This is a genomic window from Variovorax sp. OK212 (genome assembly GCF_900112425.1).
Classification (GTDB): Bacteria; Pseudomonadota; Gammaproteobacteria; order Burkholderiales; family Burkholderiaceae_C; genus Variovorax.
Genome location: NZ_FOLP01000018.1, coordinates 1 through 21,347 on the forward strand (window position 1 = coordinate 1; position 21,347 = coordinate 21,347).

Consider the following 21,347-nt stretch of genomic DNA (forward strand, 5'->3'; position numbering starts at 1 on the left):
CAGGCCATCAGCAACCGCGACCTGATCGTGGTGCGCAACTGCGTGATGCTGCTCGCGGCCATGGTGGTCATCGTGAACTTCGTGGTCGACGTGCTCTACGCCGTGATCGACCCGCGCATCAAGGCCAGCGACATATGAGCACCGTGACAGTGCCGAGCGCCGCCGCGCTCAAGGTGCCGGGTTTCTGGCGCCGCGCCCTGCAGCACCGCAGCTTCGTGCTGGGCGGCGTGCTGACGCTTCTGCTGCTGCTGGCCGCCGGCGTCTCGCTGGCATGGACGCCATGGTCGCCCTACGACATGGACATGGCCCACAAGCTCATGCCGCCCTCGGGCTCGCACTGGCTGGGCACCGACACCTACGGGCGCGACGTGGCTTCGCTGCTGCTGGTGGGCGCGCGCGCGTCCATCCTGGTGGGCGTGATCGCGGTGGGCATCGGCCTCATCGTCGGCACCGCGCTGGGCCTGCTGGCCGCCGCCCGGCGCGGCTGGGTCGAGGAGGCCATCATGCGGCTCACCGACTTCTCGCTGGCCTTCCCCGCGATCCTCAGCGCGATCATGCTGACGGCCGTGTTCGGCGCGGGCATCGTCAACGCGATCATCGCGATCGGCATTTACAACATTCCCACCTTCGCGCGCATCACGCGCGCCTCGGCCAACGCGATCTGGTCGCGCGAGTACGTGGCCGCCGCGCGCGCCTGCGGCAAGGGCAGCTTCGCCATCACCATGCAGCACGTGCTGCCGAACATCTCGGCCGTGCTGATCGTGCAGATCACCATCCGCTTCGCCATCGCCATCCTGGCGGAAGCCGCGCTCTCCTACCTCGGCCTGGGCACGCAACCGCCGCAGCCCTCGTGGGGCCGCATGCTCAGCGAGGCGCAGACCCTGATGTTCCAGTCGCCCCTGCTCGCGGTGTTCCCCGGCATGGCCATCGCGTTCGCGGTGCTCGGCCTGAACCTGCTGGGCGACGGCCTGCGCGACCTGCTCGATCCACGACTTGCCCGGGCGAGGTAACCCAGATGCCACTGCTCCAGGTCAAGGACCTGCACATCGAACTTCAAACGCAACGCGGCCCCGCCGAGGCCGTGCGCGGCATCTCGTTCTCGCTCGAGCGCGGCGAAACGCTGGGCATCGTCGGCGAATCGGGCTGCGGCAAGTCGATCACCGTGATGTCGCTCATGGGCCTGCTGCCGTCGACCGCCAAGGTCAGCGGCAGCATCAGGTTCGACGACACCGAACTGGTCGGCCGCGACGAGAAGTCGATGTGCAGGATCCGCGGCAACCGCATCGGCATGATCTTCCAGGAGCCGATGACGGCGCTGAACCCGGTACACACCATCGTGCGCCAGGTCGGCGAGCCGCTGCGGCTGCACCGCGGCCTGTCGAAGGCGGACGCGCGCAAGGAAGTGCTCGCGCTGCTCGAGCGCGTGGGCATTCCCGATGCGGCCTCGCGCCTCGATGCGTATCCGCACCAGTTCTCCGGCGGCCAGCGCCAGCGCATCGGCATCGCCATGGCGCTGGCCTGCGGTCCCGACCTGCTGATTGCCGACGAGCCCACCACCGCGCTGGACGTCACCATCCAGAAGCAGATCCTCGAACTCATCCAGAGCCTCGTGGCCGAGCGCGGCATGGCGCTGATCCTGATCTCGCACGACCTCGGCGTGATCGCGCAGACGGTCTCCAGGATGCTCGTGATGTACGGCGGCAGCGTGGTCGAGAGCGGCCCGACCGAGGCCGTGTTCGCGCGCCGCGCCCACCCCTACACGCAAGGCCTGTTCGCCGCGCGCCCGGCCATCGGCGCGCCGCGCGGCCTGCGCCTGGCCACCATCAAGGGCAGCGTGCCCGAGCTGGTCGACCTGCCGGCAGGCTGCCCGTTCGCGGGCCGCTGCAGCTACACCGTCGACGCCTGCAAGACCACGAAACCGCTGGCCACGATGCTGCCGCACGGCCATGCGGTGCGCTGCATCCGGCTCGAAGACATCGCCGCGCAGGAGGCCGTCGCACCATGAGCGCACCGAACACAGCCGCCCCGTTGCTGCAGGTCACCGACCTGGTGCGCCACTACGCACTGCCGCGGGAGAAACTCTTCGGCCCTCCGCCGACCGTGAAGGCGCTCAACGGCGTGAGCTTCAAGGTCGAGGCCGGCCGCAGCGTGGGCATCGTCGGTGAATCGGGCTCGGGCAAGTCGACCATTGCGCGCCTGGTGATGGCGCTCGACGTGCCGACATCGGGCACCGTCTCGCTCGAAGGCCGCAACCTGCACACGCTGTCGAGGCCGGCGCTGCGCACCGCGCGCCGCGATTTCCAGATGGTGTTCCAGGACCCGTACGGCTCGCTCGACCCGCGCCAGACCGTGGCACGCATCGTGGCCGAGCCGCTCGAAGCCCTGGCCGAGACCAGCCGCGCCGAACAGCGCGAGCGCGCCACCGAGGCACTCGCCGCCGTCGGCCTGCGCACCACCGACCTGGACAAGTATCCGCACGAGTTCTCGGGCGGCCAAAGGCAGCGCATCGCCATCGCGCGCGCGCTCATCACGCGGCCCAAGCTCATCGTCGCCGACGAACCCGTGAGCGCGCTCGACGTGTCGGTGCAGGCCCAGGTGCTCAACCTCATGCAGGACCTGCAGCAGCAGTTCGGCATCAGCTACCTGCTCATCAGCCACGACCTCGCGGTGGTCAACCACCTGTGCGACGACGTCTGCGTGGTGTGGAAGGGAAAGATCGTCGAGCAGGGGCCGCCCGCCGAGCTGTTCCAGCATGCGCAGCACCCGTACACGCGCACGCTGCTCGAGGCGGTGCCGCGCACGCCCGCCGGCGGCACGCTGCTGCCCGCCTGACACCGAAGCGTCTTCTCGCTTTGCTGCAATGCTTAGGATGAGTGGGTCATAAGCATCTGGTTGCGCGCGCGCCCCGGTCTCGCGGATGATGCTTGCCCCTTGTTCGGAGGACATCGCTTCATGCTCAAAAGACGCACCCTGCTCGCCACCGGCGCCGCAGCCCTGACACCGCTGGCACTGCCCACGCTGGCGCTCGCGCAACGAAAGAAGGACGCGCTGGTGATCGGCCTCACGCTGGAGCCGACGGGCCTGGACCCCACGGCCAAGGCCGGTGCGGAGATCGCCGAGGTGGTGCTCTACACCGTCTTCGAGACGCTCACCAAGATCAACTCCGACGGCAGCGTCACGCCGCTGCTGGCAGAAAGCTGGGACCTCTCGCCCGACCTGAAGACCTGCACCTTCAGGCTCAAGCGCGGCGTGAAGTTCCAGAACGGCGAACCCTTCAATGCGCAGAGCGTGAAGTTCTCGTTCGAGCGCGCGGCCGCGGCCAACAGCACCAACAAGGACAAGCGCACCTTCACCAACATCGCGACGCAGGTGGTCGACGAACACACGGTGGTGCTGATCAACAAGGAGATCGAGCCCGACCTGCTGTTCCTGCTGGGCCAGGCCTCCGCCATCCTGGTCGAGCCCAAGACGGTCGAGACCAACGCCACCAGGCCGGTCGGCACCGGTCCCTACCGGCTCGACACCTGGGCCAAGGGCTCGAGCATCGTGCTGGCCAAGTGGGACGGGTATCGCAATGCCGGCGCGGTGCAGATCCGCAAGGCCAGCTTCCGCTTCATCTCGGAACCCGCCGCACAGACCGCCGCGCTGCTGTCGAACGACGTCGACCTGTTCCCGCATGCCTCGGTGTCGCGCAGCCTGTCGCAGTTCCAGAACGACAAGCGCTTCCAGATCGTCTTCAACGCTTCGCGCGGCAAGACCATCCTGGCCATCAACAACAAGCGCAAGCCGCTGGACGACGTGCGCGTGCGCCGCGCCATCGCCGCGGCCATCGACCGCAAGGCCGTGATCGAGGCCGCGGTGGACGGCCGCGGCGTGGCCATCGGCAGCCACTACGTGCCGGGCGCGCCGGGCTACGTCGACACCACCGGCATCAATGCCTTCGACATCGAGAAGGCGAAGAAGCTGCTGGCCGAGGCCGGCGTGAAGACACCGCTCGAGCTCGACCTGGTGCTGCCGCCCCCGCCGTACGCGCGCCAGGGCGGCGAGCTCATTGCCGCGCAGCTGGCCAAGATCGGCATCGTCGCGAAGATCCAGAACGTCGAGTGGGCGCAGTGGATCAGCGGCACCTACGGCAACAAGAACTACGACCTCTCGCTGATCCTGCACGTCGAGCCCTTCGACCTCGTCAACTACACCAAGCCCGAGTACTACTGGGGCTACCAGTCGGCAAAGTTCAACGAGGTGTTCGACAAGGCGCGCAACGCCGCGCGTCCGGCCGACCGGCTGCGCTACCTCGGCGACGCGCAGCGGCTGCTGGCGGAGGACGCGGCCAACGTGTTCCTGTTCCAGCCGCAGTTCATCACGGTGGCCTCGCGCAACCTGCGCGGGCTGTGGAAGGACACGCCGATCTTCGTGAACGACATCGCGGCGCTGTCCTGGGGTTGAGCCAGGGCTGAACGGGATCGAGCCGAAGCTGAAGCAAGCGCTCGCGGCGCCGCGCCCTACGGGAACGTCCCGAGGAAAAACCGCCCCGCGGGCCGCACGGCGGCGGGTGCGCTGCGAGAGAATGACCGGCTGCGCACGTGGCATCTTTCGTGCTGCGTGTCGAGTCTTTCGTGGCGTTGCGCCTCCCTTCGGGGCATGGCGCGCGCCGAAGCAGTCATTCGACCCAGGCCCGTTTTTCCGGAGATCACACGTATGTTGAACCGCCGCACCCTCCTCACCACCGCCGGCGCCACCGTTGCGCTGGCCACCCCGCTCGCCGGCATGGCGCAGGGCAGGAAGGACGCCATCGTGATCGGCATGGCGCTCGAACCGCCGGGCCTGGACCCGACCTCGGGCGCCGCCGCCGCCATCGCCGAGGTGGTGCAGTACAACATCCTGGAAACGCTCACCAAGATCAATGCCGACGGCAGCGTCACGCCGCTGCTGGCCGAGAGCTGGGAAGTCTCGCCCGACCTGAAGACCTACACCTTCAAGCTCAGGCGCGGCGTGAAGTTCCAGAACGGCGAGCCCTTCAACGCGGCCACCGTCAAGTTCTCGTTCGACCGCGCCGGCGGCGAGAAGAGCACCAACAAGGACAAGCGCACCTTCGCCAACCTCAGCACCCAGGCGGTGGACGACTACACGGTGGTCGTCATCAACAAGGAGATCGACCCCGACCTGCCCTTCGTGCTGGGCCAGGCCACGGCCGTGATCGTCGAGCCCAAGAGCGCCGACACCAACGCCAACAAGCCGGTCGGCACCGGCCCCTACAAGCTCGACGCATGGGCCAAGGGCTCCTCGCTCACGCTGAGCAAGTGGGAGGGCTTTCGCAGCCCCGCCACCGCCAAGATCAACAAGGTCACCTTCCGCTTCATCTCCGACACGGCCGCGCAGGCCGCGGCCATGCTGTCGGGCGACGTCGACGTGTTCGCGCGCATCGGCACGCGCGTGGTGCCGCAGTTCAAGATGAACCCGCAGTTCCAGGTGATCCTGGCCGGTTCGCGCGCCAAGACCATCCTGTCGATCAACAACAGGAAGAAGCCGCTGGACGACGTGCGCGTGCGCCGCGCCATCCTCGCGGCCATCGACCGCAAGGCCATCATCGAAGGCGCGGCCGACGGCTTCGGCGTGCCCATCGGCAGCCACTACGTGCCGGGCGCGGCGGGCTATGTCGACACCACGGGCATCAACCCCTTCGACATCGAGAAGGCCAAGAAGCTGCTGGCCGAGGCCGGCGTGAAGACGCCGCTCGAACTCAAGATGACCCTGCCCCCGCCGCCGTACGCGCGCCAGGGCGGCGAGGTGATCGTGGCCCAGCTCGCCAAGATCGGCATCGTGGTGAAGGTGCAGAACGTCGAGTGGGCGCAGTGGCTCAGCGGCACCTACGGCAACAAGGACTACGACCTGTCGATCGTGTCGCACGTGGAGCCCTTCGACCTCGGCAACTACGCCAAGTCGGACTACTACTGGGGCTACCAGTCGAAGGCCTTCGACACGCTGTTCGACAAGATCAAGAGCACCGGCAACGCCGCCGAGCGCAACAAGCTGCTGGGCGACGCGCAGAAGATGCTGGCCACCGACGCGGCCAACGGCTTCCTTTACCAGCCGCAGTTCCCGACCGTGGCGAAGAAGAACGTCAAGGGCATCTGGAAGGAAAACCCGATCTTCGTGAACGACCTGTCGGCCCTGTCGTGGGGTTGAACGACCTTTCCGCGCAGGAGCTTGCCGCCGCCTACCGCGACCGCAAGCTCTCGCCGGTGGAGGTCACGCAGGCGGTCATCGCGCAGATCGAACGCTGGGAGCCGCACCTGCAGGCGACCTGGCTGTTCCGCCCCGAAGCCGCGCTCGACCAGGCGCGCGCATCGCAGGCACGCTGGCAGCGTGGCGATGCACTCGGCCCGCTCGACGGCGTGCCGGCGACGATCAAGGAAAACATCGCCACGCGCGGCGACCCGATGCCCGCCGGCACCGCCGCGGTCGACCTGCGGCCCGCCACGGCCGACGCGCCGCCGGCCGCGCGCCTGAGGGAAGCCGGCGCGGTCATCGTCAGCAAGACGACCATGCCCGACTACGGCATGTTGTCGTCGGGCCTCTCGAGCTTTCATACGCTGGCGCGCAACCCCTGGGACCTGCGGCTGACGCCGGGCGGCTCCAGCGCGGGTGCCGGCGCCGCAACGGCGGCAGGCTACGGCCCGCTGCACCTGGGCACCGACATCGGCGGTTCGCTGCGCCTGCCCGCGAGCTGGTGCGGCGTGTTCACGCTGAAGCCGAGCCTGGGGCGCGTTCCGATCGATCCGCCCTACATGGGCCGCGCGGCCGGGCCGATGACGCGCACCGTGGGCGATGCGGCGCTGCTGATGCAGGCGCTGTCCAAGCCCGACGCGCGCGACAGCATGAACCTGCCGCCGCAGGACATCGACTGGGCCGGCTTCGACGTGTCGCCCGACCACCTGCGCGGCGTGCGCATCGGGCTGCTGCTCGACGCGGGCTGCGGCCTGGCCGTCGAGCCCGAGATCCAGGCCGCGGTGGAAGACGCCGCGCGGCTGCTCGAGAAGGCCGGCGCGGTCATCGAACCGATGCAGCCGTTCATGTCGCAAGCCATGCTCGACGGCATGGACCAGCTCTGGCGCATGCGCTCGCTGGTGGACATGAAGGGCCTGCGCGCGGACCAGCGCGCGAAGGTGCTGCCGTACATCCGCGAATGGGCGGAGAGCGCGGCCGAGTTCAGCGGCGAGCATGTGTTTCGCAGCTTCAGCCAGTTCCACACCACGCGCGTGACCACGGTGGCGGCATGCGCGCGCTATGACTACGTGATTTCGCCCGTGTCGCCGAACATGCCGGCGGCCGCGGAGGCGCCCTCGCCCACCAACGATCCGTTGCGAGCGCTGGAGCACATCGGGTTCACGGTGCCGTTCAACATGTCGGAGCAGCCTGCCGCTTCGGTGAACTGCGGGTACTCGGCGTCGGGCCTGCCGATCGGGCTGCAGATCGCAGGGCAGCGTTTCGACGACCTGGGCGTGCTGCGCGTGGCGCGTGCGTTCGAGCAGATCCGGGAGCCGCAACGGCCCTGGCCCGTGCCGGCCTAGAACGCGTCGTTCAGGGCGCGATCCCGCCCACGGCGGGCCCTGTGCACACGCCCCGAACTCAGGTCGCCGCGTACCGCCCCGGCTTGTGGTTGATCCAGAGAAAGAGCCCCATCACCACCGCCGCCATCACCGACCAGCCCACGCGCTGCGGCGGAATCACGAACAGCGCGAGCAGCACCACCGTGCAGTCGATGGCGATCTGCACCTTGCCGGCCGGCCAGCCGCGCTTTTCCTGCAGGTAGAGCGTCAGCACCGTTGCGCCGCCCAGGCTCGCGCGGTGACGCGCGAGAAACAGGCAGCCCGTGCCCAGCATCAGCCCGCCGAGCACGGCCGCGAAGGCCGGGTGCAGCAGGCCGATCGACAGGTAGCGCGGCGCCCAGTCGGTCATGACCGACAGCAGCGCGATCGCCGAGAAGGTCTTGACGGTGAACGCGCGCCCCATGTGGCGCCATGCGAACCAGTAGAACGGCAGGTTGACCAGGAAGAACAGCTTGCCGAAGCTCATGCCCGTGGCGTAGTGCAGCAGGAACGCGATGCCCGCCGTGCCGCCCGTGAGCAGGCCCGCCTGGCCGAACAGCATCATGGCGATGGCGACGAAGAGCGTGCCCGAGAAGATCGCCTGCGCGTCGTCGAAGTGCGAATGGCGCAGCAGGTTCTGCGGGGTCGTGGGAGGTGGCGCGTCCATGGCATGGCAGACGCAAATCCCGCGCCACCCCGCCCCCTCTTCGCTTCTTCGCCTCTTTCCCTCGGAAATCATCCCAGCTGCGTGGCCAGCATCTCGCGCGCCCGCGTGACGAAGGCCGTTTCCCCCCGGCGCCCCGGCATGAACTGGAACGCCACGCGCGGCAAGGCCGGCAGCCCGTGCGGCGTGGCCAGCCGCGCCACGCCGTCGCTGATGGCCGACTCGTTGAGACAGGCCACGCCCAGCCCCGCGGCCAGCGCCGACTGCAGCCCCGCCACGCCCGAGGCCACGTGCGCCAGCACGTACGGCACGCGCCGGCGCCGCAGCAGGGCCACGGTGAACTGGTGCAGCGAACATGTGTCGGGCAACACCAGCAGCCGCACGGGTTCCCCGCGCACCACCTTCATGCCGGCCGCGCCGAGCCAGGCCAGCGACTCGCGGCGGATCACCGCGGACGCCCGCGGCTCGGCGGCGGACACGCCCGCGATGTTCATCGCCAGCCCGACATCGAACTCGCCCTGCGCATAGGCCGCGCGCATCGCGTCGCTCTTCAGGATGCTCACGTGCAGCCGCACCCGCGGATAGCTCTCGCCCAGTCGTGCCAGCAGCTGCGTGAGGTCGCCGGGCCGGAAATAGTCGGTGACGGCCAGGTGCAGCTCGCCCTCCAGCGTTTCGCCGTGCAGGTCGCGAAACGCCTCGTCGCTCATCGCCAGGATGCGCCGGGCATAGCCCAGCAGCCGCAGGCCCGCCTCGGTGGGCGACACGCCCGCCTTGCTGCGCGTGAGCAGCGACTGGCCGGCGCGCTCTTCCAGCTTGCGGATCTGCTCGCTCACCGACGACTGCGACAGGAAGACACGCGGCGCGGCGGCCGTGAGGCTGCCCGCATCGACCACCGCGGCCAGCGTGCGCAGCTGCTCCAGATCGAAACCTTGCATGGCGCATCCATCCGTTAATCCGATGGAATCCATCATATCTTCCCGCTTTTCCGATGACCAGCGAGTTCCCACAATCACCCCATCGACCACTCATTCACCCAGGAGTCCGCCATGCCCCACATCGTCGTCCACCTCTCCGGCCAACCCGACGCCGCCCTCACCCGCAAGACCGTCGACACGGTCGCCGAACTCACGCAGAGCGTGCTCGGCAAGCAGCTGCCGGTGATCGCCATCACCGTGCAGTACATCGCCGCCGACGCCTGGTTCATCGGCGGGCAGACGCTGGCCTCGCTCGGCAAGTCGGCCTTTCACCTGGACATCAGCATCACCGACGAGACCAACACCAAGGCCGAGAAGGCGCGCTACCTGCGCGAGGTGCATGCGGCCATGGCCAGGATCCGGCCGGACCTGCACGAGGTGTCGTACATCCACGTGATCGACGCGCGCGGCGCTGCGTACGGCTACGGCGGCAAGACGCAGGAGTACCGCCACCAGCAGGCCGGGGTCTGACCGGCCTCCGATCGGCTTGTGATCGGCGCCGTTGAAGCAACGCCGGGGGCATGGCACCATGCGCCATGCCCGCCGGAACCCCTTCGAACAACACCCCGCACGCCGCCGACAGCCTCGGCAATCCGCTCACCCTCGACGACCCCGCCAGCCTGGTGCTGGTCGACGATTTCGTCATGGGCTTCGTCTCGACCGAGGCGCGCGCGGTCAACCTGCTCGCGGTGGCCGCCACCGATGCGAGCCCCATCGTGCAGGCCTATTGCGCCACGCTGCACCTGTTCGCCGAGTCGCGCGAGGCCGTGGCCAACGCGCGGCCGTTTCTTGAGAAGGCCCGTACGGGCGCCGCACGCGCCACGCCGCGCGAGCAGCGCTACATCGCGGCCATCGAGGCCTGGGCCGACGGCGACATCGCGCGCGCCATTGCGCTGCACGCCGAGCAGGCGCGCGAACATCCGCGCGACCTGGTGTCGGTCAAGCTCGGCCAGTACCACTGCTTCAACACCGGCGACTGCCCCGGCATGCTGCGCCTCGCACTGGCCGTGCTGCCGCACGCCGCCGACGTGCCCTATGTGCACGGCATGGCGGCCTTCGGCTACGAGCAGTGCCACCTGATGCGCGAGGCCGAGGCCAGCGCGCGCTGCGCCGTCGCCATGTGCCGCAAGGAGCCGTGGGCGCACCACGCGCTGGCGCACGTGATGCTCACCGAAGGCCGGCTCGCCGAAGGGCTGGCCTTCATGCAAAGCGTGAGCGACACGTGGATCGGGCTCAACTCGTTCATGGTCACGCACAACTGGTGGCATGTGGCGCTGTTCCTCATCGACCTGGGGCGCGACGCCGAGGCGCTCGCGGTGTACGACGAGCACGCCTGGGGCGTGGTGAAGGACTACTCGCAGGACCAGATCGGCGCGGTCTCGCTGCTCGCGCGGCTGGAGCTCGCGGGCATCGACGTGGGCCGGCGCTGGGACGACGTGGCGCAGTACCTGCTGCAGCGCCAGGCCGACCACGTGCTGCCCTTTCTCGACCTGCAGTACCTCTACGGCCTCGCGCGCGCCGGCCGGCCCGAGGCCGACGCGCTGCTGCGCAACATCGAGGCCTTCGCGCCCCACGCGCCGGCGTCGACGCGCGCCGCGTGGCAGCGCGTGTGCGTGCCGGCGGCTCACGGGCTGGTGGCGCATGCGCGCGGCGACCTCGCCGCGGCCGTGGAAGGGCTGGGCGTGGCGCTGCCGCGCATGATCGAGATCGGCGGCAGCCATGCGCAGCGCGACCTGTTCGAGCAGGTCTACCTCGATGCGCTCGCGCGCACCGGCACCGAGGCGTCGCTGGCCGGCGCGCAGGGCATCCTGCAGCAGCAGCTCAACGGCCAGCCGGAGTCGCTGCGCCTGCGCCGGCAGGCGGCTGCCGTGTATGCGCGGCTCGGGCTCGGGCAGCTCGCCGGAGGCACTGCGACACGCGGCTGATGCCGACTGAAGCTGGCCGGGATCGGCCTCTGCGGCCCATGCCTTCAGGTCATGGGGCATGGTGCAAAAGGAATTAACGACCGTGCGGAAGCGGCTCCTAAACTGGCCGCTCCCTTCCGACACGGCGCCTTCACGGGTCTTCCTTCCCATGCACAAGTCCCTCGTCTCGCTGGCCGTTCTCGCGGCCCTCGCCCCCTTCACACCCGCCTTGCATGCCGCCGGCGACGCACCCGTTGCGCTCGACCTGCTGCTGCGCGGCGGCACCGTCTACACCGGCGATTCGGACACGCCCGTGGTGGGCGACGTCGGCATCGTGGGCGACCGCATCGTGTTCGCGGGCAAGGCGGCACCGGCGCAGTTCAGCGCCAGGCGGGTCATCGACGCCAGGGGCATGGTGGTAGCGCCGGGCTTCATCGACGCGCACACGCATGCCGATGCCGACCTGCATTCCAGCGACCCGAAGAAGCGCCTGAACATTCCGTTCATCACGCAGGGCGTGACCACCGCGGTGATCGGCAACGACGGCTTCGGCGGCTTCGACATCGCGGCGCAGACGCAGAAACTGCGCGCCACGCCGGTGGGCACCAACGTGGCCATGTACGTGGGCTTCGGCCCGGTGCGCATGAGCGAGCTGGGCGAGGCCAACCGCGCGCCGTCCGCCGAGCAGCTCGAAGCGATGAAGCGGCGCGTGAGCCAGGGCATGTGCGAAGGCGCGCTGGGCCTGTCGACCGGGCTCTTCTACACGCCGCAGAATTTCTCGAAGACCGAGGAAGTCATCGAACTCGCGAAGGTGGCCGCGCGCCACGGCGGCCTGTACGACAGCCACATCCGCGACGAGTCGATGTACAACATCGGCCTGAAGGGCTCGATCGACGAGGTGATCCGCATCGGCCATGAAGCCGGGCTGCCGGTGCACGTGGCGCACATCAAGGCGCTGGGCATCGCCGTGCAGGGCCAGAGCGGCGACATCATCCGGCGCATCGAGAAAGAACGCGCGCGCGGCCTCGACATCACGGCCGACCACTACCCCTGGACCGCATCGAGCACGCGCTTCTCGGCCGCGCTGGTGCCGCCTTGGGCCAACGAGGGCGGGCGCGCGGCGATGCTGCAGCGCTTCGACGACACGGCCGTGCAGGAGCGCCTGCGCAAGGACATGCGCGAGAACCTGCGCCTGCGCGGCGGGCCCGAGGCCATCCTGTTCTCGGCCGGCAGCACGACCTACGTGGGCAAGACGCTGGCCGACGTGGCCAAGGCGTCGAACGCCGACCCGGTGGACGCCGCGCTGGCGGTGCTGCGCGACGGCGACCTGATGATCGCCTCGTTCAACCAGAGCGACGACGACGTGCGCGCGTTCATGAAGCGGCCCTGGGTCATGACCTCTTCCGACTCGTCGCAGGGCCACCCGCGCGCCTACGGCACCTTCGCGCGCAAGTACGACCAATACGTGGTGAAGGAGCACACGATCTCGATGGCGCAGTTCATCCGCAGCAGCTCGTCGCTCACCGCCGACACGCTGGGCCTGAAGCAGCGCGGCCACCTGCGCCCGGGCTACTACGCCGACGTGGTGGTGTTCGACCCGGCGCGCTACGCGGCCAAGGCCACCTACACGCAGCCGGCGCTGCTGTCCGAAGGCGTGGTGACGGTGCTGGTGAACGGCCAGCTCGCGCTCGACGGCGGCAAGCCCACGGGCGTGGGCGCGGGCCAGCCGCTGCTGCGCACGCCGAAGGCGGGCAGCTGCGGCTGAACCAACGCAAGCAGCCGAGGCAGCTGAGGCCTCAGTCCTTCTTCAGGTGCCGCGTCTGGTCGTAGGTCGGTTGCGGCGGCAGGTCGGCCAGGTGGCGCGTGTCGGCCCAGTCGACGATCTCGATGGCGTCCGGCCGCGCCGGGTCGGCGATGCGGATACGGTTGAAGCCCGCATTGGGAATGTCGCTGCGGCGCGGGCCGCTCAGGCTCAGGCCCTGCGCGGTGCGCCACACCATGTCGAGCACGCCGCCGTGCGTGACCACGATCAGGTGCTGGCCCTTGTGCGCCGCGGCGATGGTGCCCAGCGCCGCGATGATGCGCGTGTGGAACTCGCGCGCCGTCTCGCCTTCTGGCATGGCGTGGTCTTCGCGGAACTCCAGCCACTGTTCCCAGGCGCGCGGATGCAGGCTTTGAATCTCGTCGGAACGCATGCCCTCGGCCACGCCGAAGAACTGCTCGCGCAGCCCCGCCGAGGTGACCACCGGCAGCGACAGCTGCTGCGCGGCGGGCGCGGCGGTCTGCTGCGCCCGCATGAGGTCGCTGCTGAGAATGTGCTGCACCGTCTCGCCGGCCAGCCGCAGGCCGAGGCGGCGCGCCTGCTCGTGGCCGATGTCGTTGAGCGGGACATCGGCATGCCCCTGGAAGCGCAGCTCGCGGTTCCAGGCGGTTTCGCCGTGGCGAATGAGGATCAGGTCGGTGGTGGCGTCGGGTTTGGAGTTGGGCGTGGGCATTGCCGCCCATTTTCCACCGTGCGCGTGGCGCTCAGGCTTTTGCGGCCAGCAGCTGTTGCAGCGCCACCACCGCGTCGGCCGCCGCGGCGGCGCCCAGGCGCACCGGCGAAGGCGTGAGCAGCGACAGCACCCAGGCGATGATGAAGCCGCCGACGATGGCGCAGACCACCACCACCGCGGTGTACGCAATGGCCTTGTCGGGCGGGCACTTCATGAGCACCGGCAGGCCGGTGTAGAGCAGGTACACCCCGTACAGCGCCGCCAGCGCGCCGATGGCCGACAGCGCCGGCACCAGGCTGAAGATGCCGCCGACGAAGGCCGCGGTGCTCGCATAGGCCGACAGCTTGAGCGCGCCGATCTGGCTCCTGGTGCCCTCGAAGGTCGGCGCCATCGCGTCGATGATGAGAGCGAGCACGAACACCATCACCAGCGACAGCACGTAGCCCACCACCATGTTCGCGAGCCCCGAGACGATCGGCACGCGAAAACTCACGCCGAACGCACCGATGCCGATCAGCGACAGGCCGATGAAGCTCGCCACCGCCGGAATGAGCGCGAGGATCATCACGTAGTTCTTGTAGAGCGAGGCGGCGTCGGCCGGCTCCGCGTCGATGGCCGGCCAGGTGGCCTTGGGCTTGAGCAGGATGGACTGGACGCGTTCAACCAGGTTCATGGGTGTCCTTCGGTGATGAGGGGCGTGAAGACGCGGCGCACCGTGCGTCGCGCAGCGCCGCAGAGTATGTCGAGGAGATTGGCGCATGGCTGCTGGCCAGGAAGCCTATGCCGTTGCCATGCCGTTACGCCGGTTACCACATTCGCGCAAAATCGATCCCATGCCCAATCTAGTCCTGCTGCCCGGCCTCGCCTGCGACGAGCGCATCTGGCAAGCCCAGCTCCCCGCACTTCCCCCGGCCTTCGACGCGCGCGTGAGCGACGCCCAGCTGCACAACGACTCCATCGAGGGCATGGCCGCCGCCGTGCTGCGCGACAACGACGGCCCGCTGGTGCTGTGCGGCGCCTCGATGGGCGGCATGGTCGCCATGGAAGCGGCCCGCCAGGCGCCCGAGCGCATCGCCGGGCTCGCGCTGCTGGGCACCAGCGCGCGGCCCGAGACGCCCGACATGTTCACGCTGCGCGAAGGCGCCATCGCGTACTTCGAACGCGGCGAAGTGCGCGACGTGATCGAGCCGAACGTCTACTTCGCCTTCCACCCCACGCAGGCGGCCGACCCGGTGATGATCGAGCGCTACCTCGACATCGTGCTCGGCGCGGGCGCCGAGCAGCTCATCCGGCAGAACCGCGCGGTGATGCGCCGGCCCGACGCGCGCCAGCACCTGCCCCTGCTGCGCGCGCCGGTGCTGCTGATGTGCGGCGACAGCGACCGGCTGGCGGCACCCGAGTGCACGCGCGAGATGGCGGCCCTGCTGCCGCGCTCCGAAACGGTGTGGGTGGCCGAATGCGGCCACATGCTGACGATGGAGAAGCCCGACCAGGTCAATGCCGCGCTCAATGCATGGCTGGGCCGGGAGTTTCCGGCGCCCTGAGCGGCGCCGCGGCCACGTCACGGCCGCACCACCGCCGGGTCACCGCAGCGTCACGGCCGCGTGCCCCGGTCGGCGAACCTCGCGACAGCGAACGCCACGAACGCCAGCACCGACTTCTGCATCTGCTGCCGGCTCGGGTAGAGCAGTGACAGGCTGACCGACGGCTGGCCGTACGCGGGCAGCACGCGCCGCAAGCGCCCGGCGTCCAGGTCGCCCCGGATCACCACCTCGGGCAACAGCGCAATGCCGAGCCCTTCGACGGCGGCGTCGCGCAACAGGCCCATGGCGTTCGCACAGAAGCGGCTGCGCACCTCCAGGCGGGTCTCGCCGCCAGGCCCCGTGAGCAGCCAGTCGCGCTGGCTCTGATTCGGGGCGCTGCGCAGCGTGAGGCAGTCGTGCGAGGCCAGGTCTTCCAGGCTGCGCGGCTCGCCGCGCTCCAACAGGTACTCGTCGCTGGCGGCCAGCACGACGGCCGTGCTCGCCAGCACGGTCGCGATCAGGCGCGAATCCTCGAGCTTGCCGGCGCGAAATGCGATGTCGATGCCGTCACCGATCACGTCGACCAGCGCGTCCTGCGCAAAGATTTCCAGCCGCACCCCGGGGTGCATGGCGCGGAACTCCTTGATCCAGCGCAGCGGAAACCAGTCGAAGAAGTCCGACGGGGCCGCGATGCGCAGCGTGCCGCCGACCACCGACACGCCGTCCAGCACCTCCTGCGTCACGTCGGCGATGGCGCTGAAATGGGCTTCGCACCGCGCCACCAGCAGCTTGCCGGCCTCGGTCAGCACCAGGCGCCGCGTGGAGCGCTGCATGAGCCGCACTCCCAACTGGGCTTCGATGTTCTGGACCTGTCGGCTCACGGTGCTGGCGGGCATGCCGAGCGCCTCGCCGGCCCGGGCAAAGCTGCCAAGGCGGGCCACCTGCAGGAAAAGAGCCAACTCGTTGAGGTCCACGAAAGACCGTCTGCCAAAGCTCAGCAAGCTCAATTTCAGTGTTCCGGAAAGACCGACGAAGGGAGATACATCCTCTCCATAACGCCCCAGCCGCCTGCCAGCGGACAACGTGCCGCACCGTCGGCGCAGGTCGCCTCACTTCATTCACCGTCTTTTTGGAAGTCTCTCGTGCACCGATCGCCCTAATTTCCCCCTTCACGGCGGCCGATAGAAGTAAGTAATGCGTTTTACAGGGATTGCACCTGGGGCGGGCGCCCGCCGCGGCCCAGGCCCTCAACGCGTCGGCAAGGCTTTCCATCGTCAACTTCATCATCTACCGTGAAAAATCTAAAAATCAGTGCGCGTCTGGGTCTGGTGTTCGGGCTGCTCTTGCTCCTGCTGGCCGTCATTGCCTTCGTGGGCATCAACCGGTTGCGTTCGCTGGACGCCACCACCACCCGCATCACCTCGAACATCTCGCCCAAGATCGAGGCGGCGCGCGAGATGTCCTATGTGGCCATGGACGTTGCCCGGCTCACGCGCAACCTCCTGCTCACCACCGGCGCGGAGCAAGCCGCCCACCGCGCGGCACTGGACAAGGCCAGGGTCGACACCGACAAGCAGGTGACCGCGCTCGAGCAGCTGGTGGACACCGACCGCGGGCGCATCCTGCTGGCCGCGGTGAAGGCCACGCTCGTCGACTACCGGGCCTTCACCAACTCGGTGATCGAACCGGCCATGGCCGGCCGCACGCAGGAAGCCACGCAGCTGCTCTTCGGCGAACGCCTGAAGACCCAGGCCGCCTACCTGGCCTCGCTGCGGGAGATGGTCGAGTTCCTGGGCAAGCAGATGGAACAGGCCGCGCTCACGGCGCACGAGTCGGCTCAGAACGCCATCGGCCTCATGATCGCCGCGGCGCTGCTGGCAGGCCTGATCGGCGTGGTGTCGGCGTGGCTGATCACGCGCTCGATCACGCGGCCGCTCACCCACGCCGTGGAGGCGGCCGACCGCGTCGCGCGCGGTGACCTGAGCGACGCCATCGTGGCGCATTCGGCGGACGAGACCGGCCAGATGCTCACCGCCCTGCAGCGCATGCAGGAAAGCCTGGCGCGCACCGTGGGCCTGGTGCGCGGCAATGCGGAGGGCGTGGCCACGGCCAGCGCGCAGATCTCGCAAGGCAACGAGGACCTGTCCTCGCGCACCGAGGAACAGGCCAGCTCGCTGGAGCAGACCGCCGCATCCATGGAAGAGCTGACCTCCACGGTCAAGCAGAACGCCGACAACGCCCGCCAGGCCAACCAGCTGGCGGTGTCCGCCTCCGAGGTGGCCGTGAAGGGCGGCGACGTGGTGGGCAAGGTCGTGTCGACCATGGCGTCGATCGATGCGTCCTCGCGCAAGATCGTGGAGATCATCGGCGTGATCGACGGCATTGCCTTCCAGACCAACATCCTGGCGCTGAACGCCGCGGTGGAAGCCGCGCGCGCGGGCGAACAGGGGCGCGGCTTCGCGGTCGTGGCCTCGGAGGTGCGCACGCTGGCGCAGCGCTCGGCGGCGGCGGCCAAGGAAATCAAGGGCCTGATCGGCGACTCGGTGAGCAAGGTGGACGCCGGCACGGCGCTGGTGGGCGAAGCCGGCCGCACGATGGACGACATCGTGGGCAGCGTGCGCCGCGTGACGGACATCATGGGCGAGATCACCGCGGCGAGCCAGGAACAGACCGCCGGCATCGAGCAGATCAACCAGGCCATCTCGCAGATGGACCAGGTGACGCAGCAGAACGCGGCGCTGGTGGAAGAAGCGGCCGCGGCCGCCGCCTCGCTGCAGGACCAGGCGGGCGGACTGCTCGAGGCGGTCAGCGTGTTCACGCTGGACGACGCACGGCAAGGCGGCGCCGCGGTGGCCAAGGCGGCAGCGGCGCCAAAGGCCAAGGCCGCTCTCGGGACCGCGCCCAAGGCAACGCCCCCTGCCCGTGCGCGTGTGAAGAGCGCTGCTGCATCGCCCGCGCTGGCCGTGGCGCAGGGCGACTGGGAACAGTTCTGAGGGAGGCCTGCGGGCCCGCGCGGGCTCAGTGCCTCAGTGCAGCTGCCCGCCGGTCTCGGCCACGTCGCGCGTCACCGCGAGCGCGGTGGCCACGGTGATGCGCAAGGCGTTGACCAGCATGTCGAGCGACATGCTCGGCGCGCCCGGAAAGCGCGCCGCCTGCGCGGGCAGGTAGGGAATGTGGATGAAGCCGCCGCGCACGCTGTTCATGCCGTTCATGCCGCTTCCGCCCTTCTTGTCGTTCGCGGGCTGCGTCGCGATGCGGTGCATCAGCCCGTAGAAGATGTGGTTGCACACGAAGGTGCCCGCGCTGTTCGACACCGAGGCCGGCACGCCGGCCGCGCGCAGCTCGCGCACGATGGCCTTGATCGGCAGGCTCGAGAAGTAGGCGGCGGGCGCGCCGGGCACCACGGGCACGTCGATGGGCTGGCGGTCGTTGTTGTCGGGCACGCGCGCGTCGTCGACGTTGATGGCGACGCGCTCCGGCGTGAACTCCGCGCGGCCGCCGGCCTGGCCGATGCACAGCACCAGTTGCGGCTGCAGCTCGTCCATCGCGCGGTTCAGCGCGTCGATGGCATCGCCGAAGACGCAGGGCACCAGCCGCGCATGCACCGTCGCGCGGCCGGCCTTCCAGCCGTCGAGCGTGCGCACCGCTTCCCACGAGGGGTTGAGGGCTTCCTGCTCGAAGGGCTCGAAGCCCGTCAGCAGGACGTTGACCGGCTTGACCCGATGGACCCGCTTGGTGGCCACGGCACCGCCCGCGCGTTCAAGCCATTGCCCGGACGGCAATGCCTTCCTGCTGCAGCCGCTCGCGGATGCGCCGCGCGAAGGCCAGTGCATGCGCGCCGTCGCCGTGCAGGCACACGCTCTGCGCGTTGACGGCCACGGTGCTGCCGTCGATGGCGGTCACGCGGTGGTCGCGCACCAGCGAGAGGGTCTGCGCGATCGATTGCTCTTCGGTCTCGATCAGCGCGCCCGGCTGGCTGCGCGGCACCAGGCTGCCGTCGGGCATGTAGCCGCGGTCGGCGAACACTTCTTCCACCGGCACGAGGCCGGCGCGGCGGGCCGCGTCGATCATGTGGCTGCCCGCGAGGCCGAAGAACTTGAGCGAGGGGTCGAAGCGGCGCACGGCTTCGCACAGCGCCTCGGCCAGCTCGGGTTCCTTCACGGCCTGGTTGTAGAGCTGGCCGTGTGCCTTCACGTGCGACAGCTTGCCGCCCTCGGCCTTCACGATGGCCGCGAGCGCGCCCACCTGGTAGAGCACGTTGGCCACGATCTCCTCGGGCGGCAGGTGCATGGTGCTGCGCCCGAAGTTCTCGCGGTCCGGAAAGCTCGGGTGCGCGCCGATGGCCACGCCGTTCTTCAGGGCCCAGCGCACGCACTGCTGCATGGTCTTGGCGTCGCCGGCGTGCCAGCCGCAGGCGATGTTGGCGGAGCTCACCAGCGCGAGCAGCGCTTCGTCGCTGCCGGCGCCTTCGCCGAGGTCGGCATTGAGGTCGATCTGCATGGGGAATGTCCTTCTGGGGGGTCCGTTTTGCAAAGTCTATGCCGCACCCGGCCAGCCTGCAGCGGCCAGGCCTTGCGCCACCTGCGCCAGGTAGCGCTGCTGGTCGGCCCAGGCGTCGAGCGCCTGCGGCGGGTCGACCTGCACCAGCCGCAGCTTGCCGTTGAGCGGCGCCTGCGCCAGCTTCCACAGGTCGGCGCGAATCACCACGCCGATGCGCGGGTAGCCGCCGGTGGTCTGCGCGTCGCCCATCAGGATGATCGGCTGGCCCGACGGCGGCACCTGGATCGTGCCCGGGATCACGCCCGAGGACAGCATGTCGCCCGCGCGCTTGCGCTTGAGCTCGGCGCCCGCGAGGCGGCTGCCCATGCGGTTGCTTTGCGGCGTGATGCGCCAGCGCTCGCCCCACAGCTGGTCGCGCGCGGCCAGCGTGAACAGTTCGAACTCGGGCCCGGGCAGCACGCGCAGCGCGATGGCGCCGTCGTCCTGCGGCGTGCCCCAGTCGGGGCCGCGCAGGCCGAAGGCACGGCGAGCGCGTTGCGCGGCACCGAGGCGCGAGGCGCCCAGCGCCAGCCGGTCGCCCTTGCGCAGCGCGCGGCCTTCGAGGCCGCCGAAGCCGGCCTTGAGGTCGGTGCTGCGCGAGCCGAGCACCTGCGGCACGTCGATGCCGCCCGCCACCGCGAGCCAGCTTCGCAGGCCGGTCTTCTTCACGCCCGGCGCGTTGGCGCCCGAGAGCTTCAGGGTCTGGCCGGCCGCGACCGGCACGCTCCAGCAGGGCCACAGCGGCACGCCGTCGAGGCTGGCGGAAAAGTCGTCGCCCGTGAGCGCGATGCGGGTGTCGGTCTCGAACTGCAGTTCGCAGCCGCCCATGGTGAGCTCCAGGCCCGCGGCGCCGTCGGCATTGCCGGCGAGCCGGTTGGCCAGCGTGAGCGAGAGCACGTCGAGCGCGCCGCCGGGGCAGATGCCCAGCTGGCGATGGCCGTGGCGGCCCAGGTCTTGCACCGAGGCGAGCACGCCGGGTTTGCGGATGGCGATCATGTATGCACGCTTTCGGCGACGAAGCGCACACGGTCGCCGGGGCGCAGCAGGGTCGGCGGTTCGGCCGCGGGGTCGAACAGCTCGAGCGAGGTCCGCCCGATCAGCTGCCACCCGCCCGGCGACACCAGCGGGTAGATGCCGGTCTGCTCGCCGCCGATGCCGACCGAGCGCGCCGGCACCGCGGTGCGCGGCTCGGCGCGGCGCGGCGTGGCCAGCTCGGGCGGCAGGCCGCCCATGAAGGCGAAGCCCGGCAGGAAGCCGAGCAGGTAGACGATGTAGTCACCGCCGCTGTGGCGCCGCACCACCTCGGCCGGCGTGAGCCCGGTGTGGGCCGCCACGTCGGCCAGGTCGGGCCCGTGCTCGCCGCCGTAGGCCACCGGGATCTCGACCAGCCGGCCCGAGACCGCGCCGGCGGCCAGCCTCGGCCAGGCTTCGAGCACGTTCGCGGTGAGCGTGTCGAGGTCGATCGCGGTCGGGTCGAAGGTGAGCGTGAGGTTGTTCATGCCCGGCAGCGTCTCGCCGACGCCGGGCCATTGACGCGCGTGGTCGGCCAGGGCCCAGATGCGCTGCTGCTGCGCCAGCGTGGCGGGCGCGGGCAGCTCGCACAGCAATGCCGCGTCGCCCAGCAGATGCAGCCGGGGTGGAGGAGTGCCGCTCATCGCG

At 69.7% G+C, this 21,347-nt stretch carries 20 protein-coding genes and 1 pseudogene; 12 read left to right on the plus strand and 9 right to left on the minus strand.

Annotated features, from left to right (window positions below):
• From BM004_RS40950 to BM004_RS32080, 7 genes and pseudogenes are all read left to right on the plus strand, one after another.
• Positions 1 to 138 (plus strand): annotated as a pseudogene (locus BM004_RS40950) (ABC transporter permease); the annotation flags it as partial.
• The gene (locus BM004_RS32055) at positions 135 to 1,010 is read left to right on the plus strand and encodes an ABC transporter permease (RefSeq protein WP_093219433.1); all 876 of its coding nucleotides are present in this window, start codon (positions 135 to 137) and stop codon (positions 1,008 to 1,010) included. The pseudogene BM004_RS40950 and the gene BM004_RS32055, both read left to right, overlap by 4 nt.
• Before the next feature lie 5 nt (positions 1,011 to 1,015).
• Entirely contained in the window at positions 1,016 to 2,005 is a 990-nt protein-coding gene (locus BM004_RS32060) for an ABC transporter ATP-binding protein (RefSeq protein ID WP_093219436.1), read from the plus strand.
• Positions 2,002 to 2,832 (plus strand): ATP-binding cassette domain-containing protein, encoded by an 831-nt coding sequence (locus BM004_RS32065; protein ID WP_093219438.1) that lies wholly within the window; start codon positions 2,002 to 2,004, stop codon positions 2,830 to 2,832. The genes BM004_RS32060 and BM004_RS32065 overlap by 4 nt, the downstream gene beginning before the upstream one ends.
• Positions 2,833 to 2,952: 120 nt before the next feature.
• The gene (locus BM004_RS32070) at positions 2,953 to 4,446 is read left to right on the plus strand and encodes an ABC transporter substrate-binding protein (protein WP_093132489.1); all 1,494 of its coding nucleotides are present in this window, start codon (positions 2,953 to 2,955) and stop codon (positions 4,444 to 4,446) included.
• 252 nt (positions 4,447 to 4,698) lie between these two features.
• Complete coding sequence (locus tag BM004_RS32075) at positions 4,699 to 6,186, plus strand: ABC transporter substrate-binding protein (protein ID WP_093219441.1); 1,488 nt, start codon at positions 4,699 to 4,701, stop codon at positions 6,184 to 6,186.
• The gene (locus BM004_RS32080; protein WP_093219443.1) at positions 6,177 to 7,571 is read left to right on the plus strand and encodes an amidase; all 1,395 of its coding nucleotides are present in this window, start codon (positions 6,177 to 6,179) and stop codon (positions 7,569 to 7,571) included. Before BM004_RS32075 ends, BM004_RS32080 begins: the two co-directional genes overlap by 10 nt.
• 58 nt (positions 7,572 to 7,629) lie before the next feature.
• On the opposite strand, the gene BM004_RS32085 is transcribed toward BM004_RS32080, so the two are convergent.
• Both BM004_RS32085 and BM004_RS32090 read right to left on the minus strand, forming a co-directional pair.
• Positions 7,630 to 8,256 carry a YitT family protein gene (locus tag BM004_RS32085; RefSeq protein WP_093219446.1) on the minus strand — a complete coding sequence of 209 codons (627 nt, stop codon included), beginning with the start codon at positions 8,254 to 8,256 and terminating at the stop codon, positions 7,630 to 7,632.
• A 68-nt stretch (positions 8,257 to 8,324) separates the two neighbouring features.
• A complete protein-coding gene (locus BM004_RS32090; protein ID WP_093219448.1) occupies positions 8,325 to 9,188 on the minus strand; it encodes a LysR substrate-binding domain-containing protein in 864 nt (287 codons plus the stop codon).
• 111 nt (positions 9,189 to 9,299) lie between these two features.
• Between BM004_RS32090 and BM004_RS32095 the strand changes: the two genes are divergently transcribed.
• The 3 genes from BM004_RS32095 (at position 9,300) to BM004_RS32105 (ending at position 12,896) form a co-directional block, all read left to right on the plus strand.
• Positions 9,300 to 9,698: a tautomerase family protein gene (locus BM004_RS32095; RefSeq protein ID WP_093132479.1), complete on the plus strand. Its 399-nt coding sequence runs from the start codon at positions 9,300 to 9,302 to the stop codon at positions 9,696 to 9,698.
• Positions 9,699 to 9,763: 65 nt separating this feature from the next.
• Positions 9,764 to 11,152, plus strand: coding sequence for a tetratricopeptide repeat protein (locus tag BM004_RS32100; protein ID WP_093219451.1), 1,389 nt, complete (start codon positions 9,764 to 9,766; stop codon positions 11,150 to 11,152).
• Positions 11,153 to 11,300: 148 nt separating this feature from the next.
• On the plus strand, positions 11,301 to 12,896 hold the full coding sequence (locus BM004_RS32105) for an N-acyl-D-amino-acid deacylase family protein (protein WP_093219454.1): 1,596 nt from the start codon (positions 11,301 to 11,303) through the stop codon (positions 12,894 to 12,896).
• A 31-nt stretch (positions 12,897 to 12,927) separates the two neighbouring features.
• Here the strand turns inward: BM004_RS32105 and BM004_RS32110 are convergent, their stop codons facing one another.
• Positions 12,928 to 13,626: a histidine phosphatase family protein gene (locus BM004_RS32110; RefSeq protein ID WP_093219456.1), complete on the minus strand. Its 699-nt coding sequence runs from the start codon at positions 13,624 to 13,626 to the stop codon at positions 12,928 to 12,930.
• A 31-nt stretch (positions 13,627 to 13,657) separates the two neighbouring features.
• Positions 13,658 to 14,299 (minus strand): Yip1 family protein, encoded by a 642-nt coding sequence (locus tag BM004_RS32115; RefSeq protein WP_093132471.1) that lies wholly within the window; start codon positions 14,297 to 14,299, stop codon positions 13,658 to 13,660.
• Positions 14,300 to 14,459: 160 nt separating this feature from the next.
• Here BM004_RS32115 and BM004_RS32120 point away from each other — a divergent pair, with 160 nt between their 5' ends.
• Positions 14,460 to 15,170 (plus strand): alpha/beta fold hydrolase, encoded by a 711-nt coding sequence (locus BM004_RS32120; protein WP_093219459.1) that lies wholly within the window; start codon positions 14,460 to 14,462, stop codon positions 15,168 to 15,170.
• 50 nt (positions 15,171 to 15,220) lie between these two features.
• Here the strand turns inward: BM004_RS32120 and BM004_RS32125 are convergent, their stop codons facing one another.
• Positions 15,221 to 16,123: a LysR family transcriptional regulator gene (locus BM004_RS32125; protein ID WP_143072588.1), complete on the minus strand. Its 903-nt coding sequence runs from the start codon at positions 16,121 to 16,123 to the stop codon at positions 15,221 to 15,223.
• Between the two features lie 318 nt (positions 16,124 to 16,441).
• On the opposite strand from BM004_RS32125, the gene BM004_RS32130 reads away from it, so the two are divergent.
• Positions 16,442 to 18,142, plus strand: a complete 1,701-nt coding sequence (locus BM004_RS32130) for a methyl-accepting chemotaxis protein (protein ID WP_093219461.1) — start codon at positions 16,442 to 16,444, stop codon at positions 18,140 to 18,142.
• A gap of 33 nt (positions 18,143 to 18,175) precedes the next feature.
• Here BM004_RS32130 and pcp read toward each other — a convergent pair whose 3' ends face one another.
• From pcp to pxpB, 4 genes are read right to left on the minus strand one after another with little or no spacing between them, the layout of a single operon-like run.
• Positions 18,176 to 18,892, minus strand: a complete 717-nt coding sequence (gene pcp / locus BM004_RS32135) for a pyroglutamyl-peptidase I (RefSeq protein ID WP_256220142.1) — start codon at positions 18,890 to 18,892, stop codon at positions 18,176 to 18,178.
• Positions 18,893 to 18,908: 16 nt separating this feature from the next.
• Complete coding sequence (gene pxpA, locus BM004_RS32140) at positions 18,909 to 19,649, minus strand: 5-oxoprolinase subunit PxpA (protein WP_093219466.1); 741 nt, start codon at positions 19,647 to 19,649, stop codon at positions 18,909 to 18,911.
• A 36-nt stretch (positions 19,650 to 19,685) separates the two neighbouring features.
• On the minus strand, positions 19,686 to 20,684 hold the full coding sequence (locus tag BM004_RS32145; RefSeq protein WP_093132459.1) for a 5-oxoprolinase subunit C family protein: 999 nt from the start codon (positions 20,682 to 20,684) through the stop codon (positions 19,686 to 19,688).
• Complete coding sequence (gene pxpB / locus BM004_RS32150; RefSeq protein WP_093219469.1) at positions 20,681 to 21,343, minus strand: 5-oxoprolinase subunit PxpB; 663 nt, start codon at positions 21,341 to 21,343, stop codon at positions 20,681 to 20,683. Before pxpB ends, BM004_RS32145 begins: the two co-directional genes overlap by 4 nt.
• Positions 21,344 to 21,347: the final 4 nt, after the last annotated feature.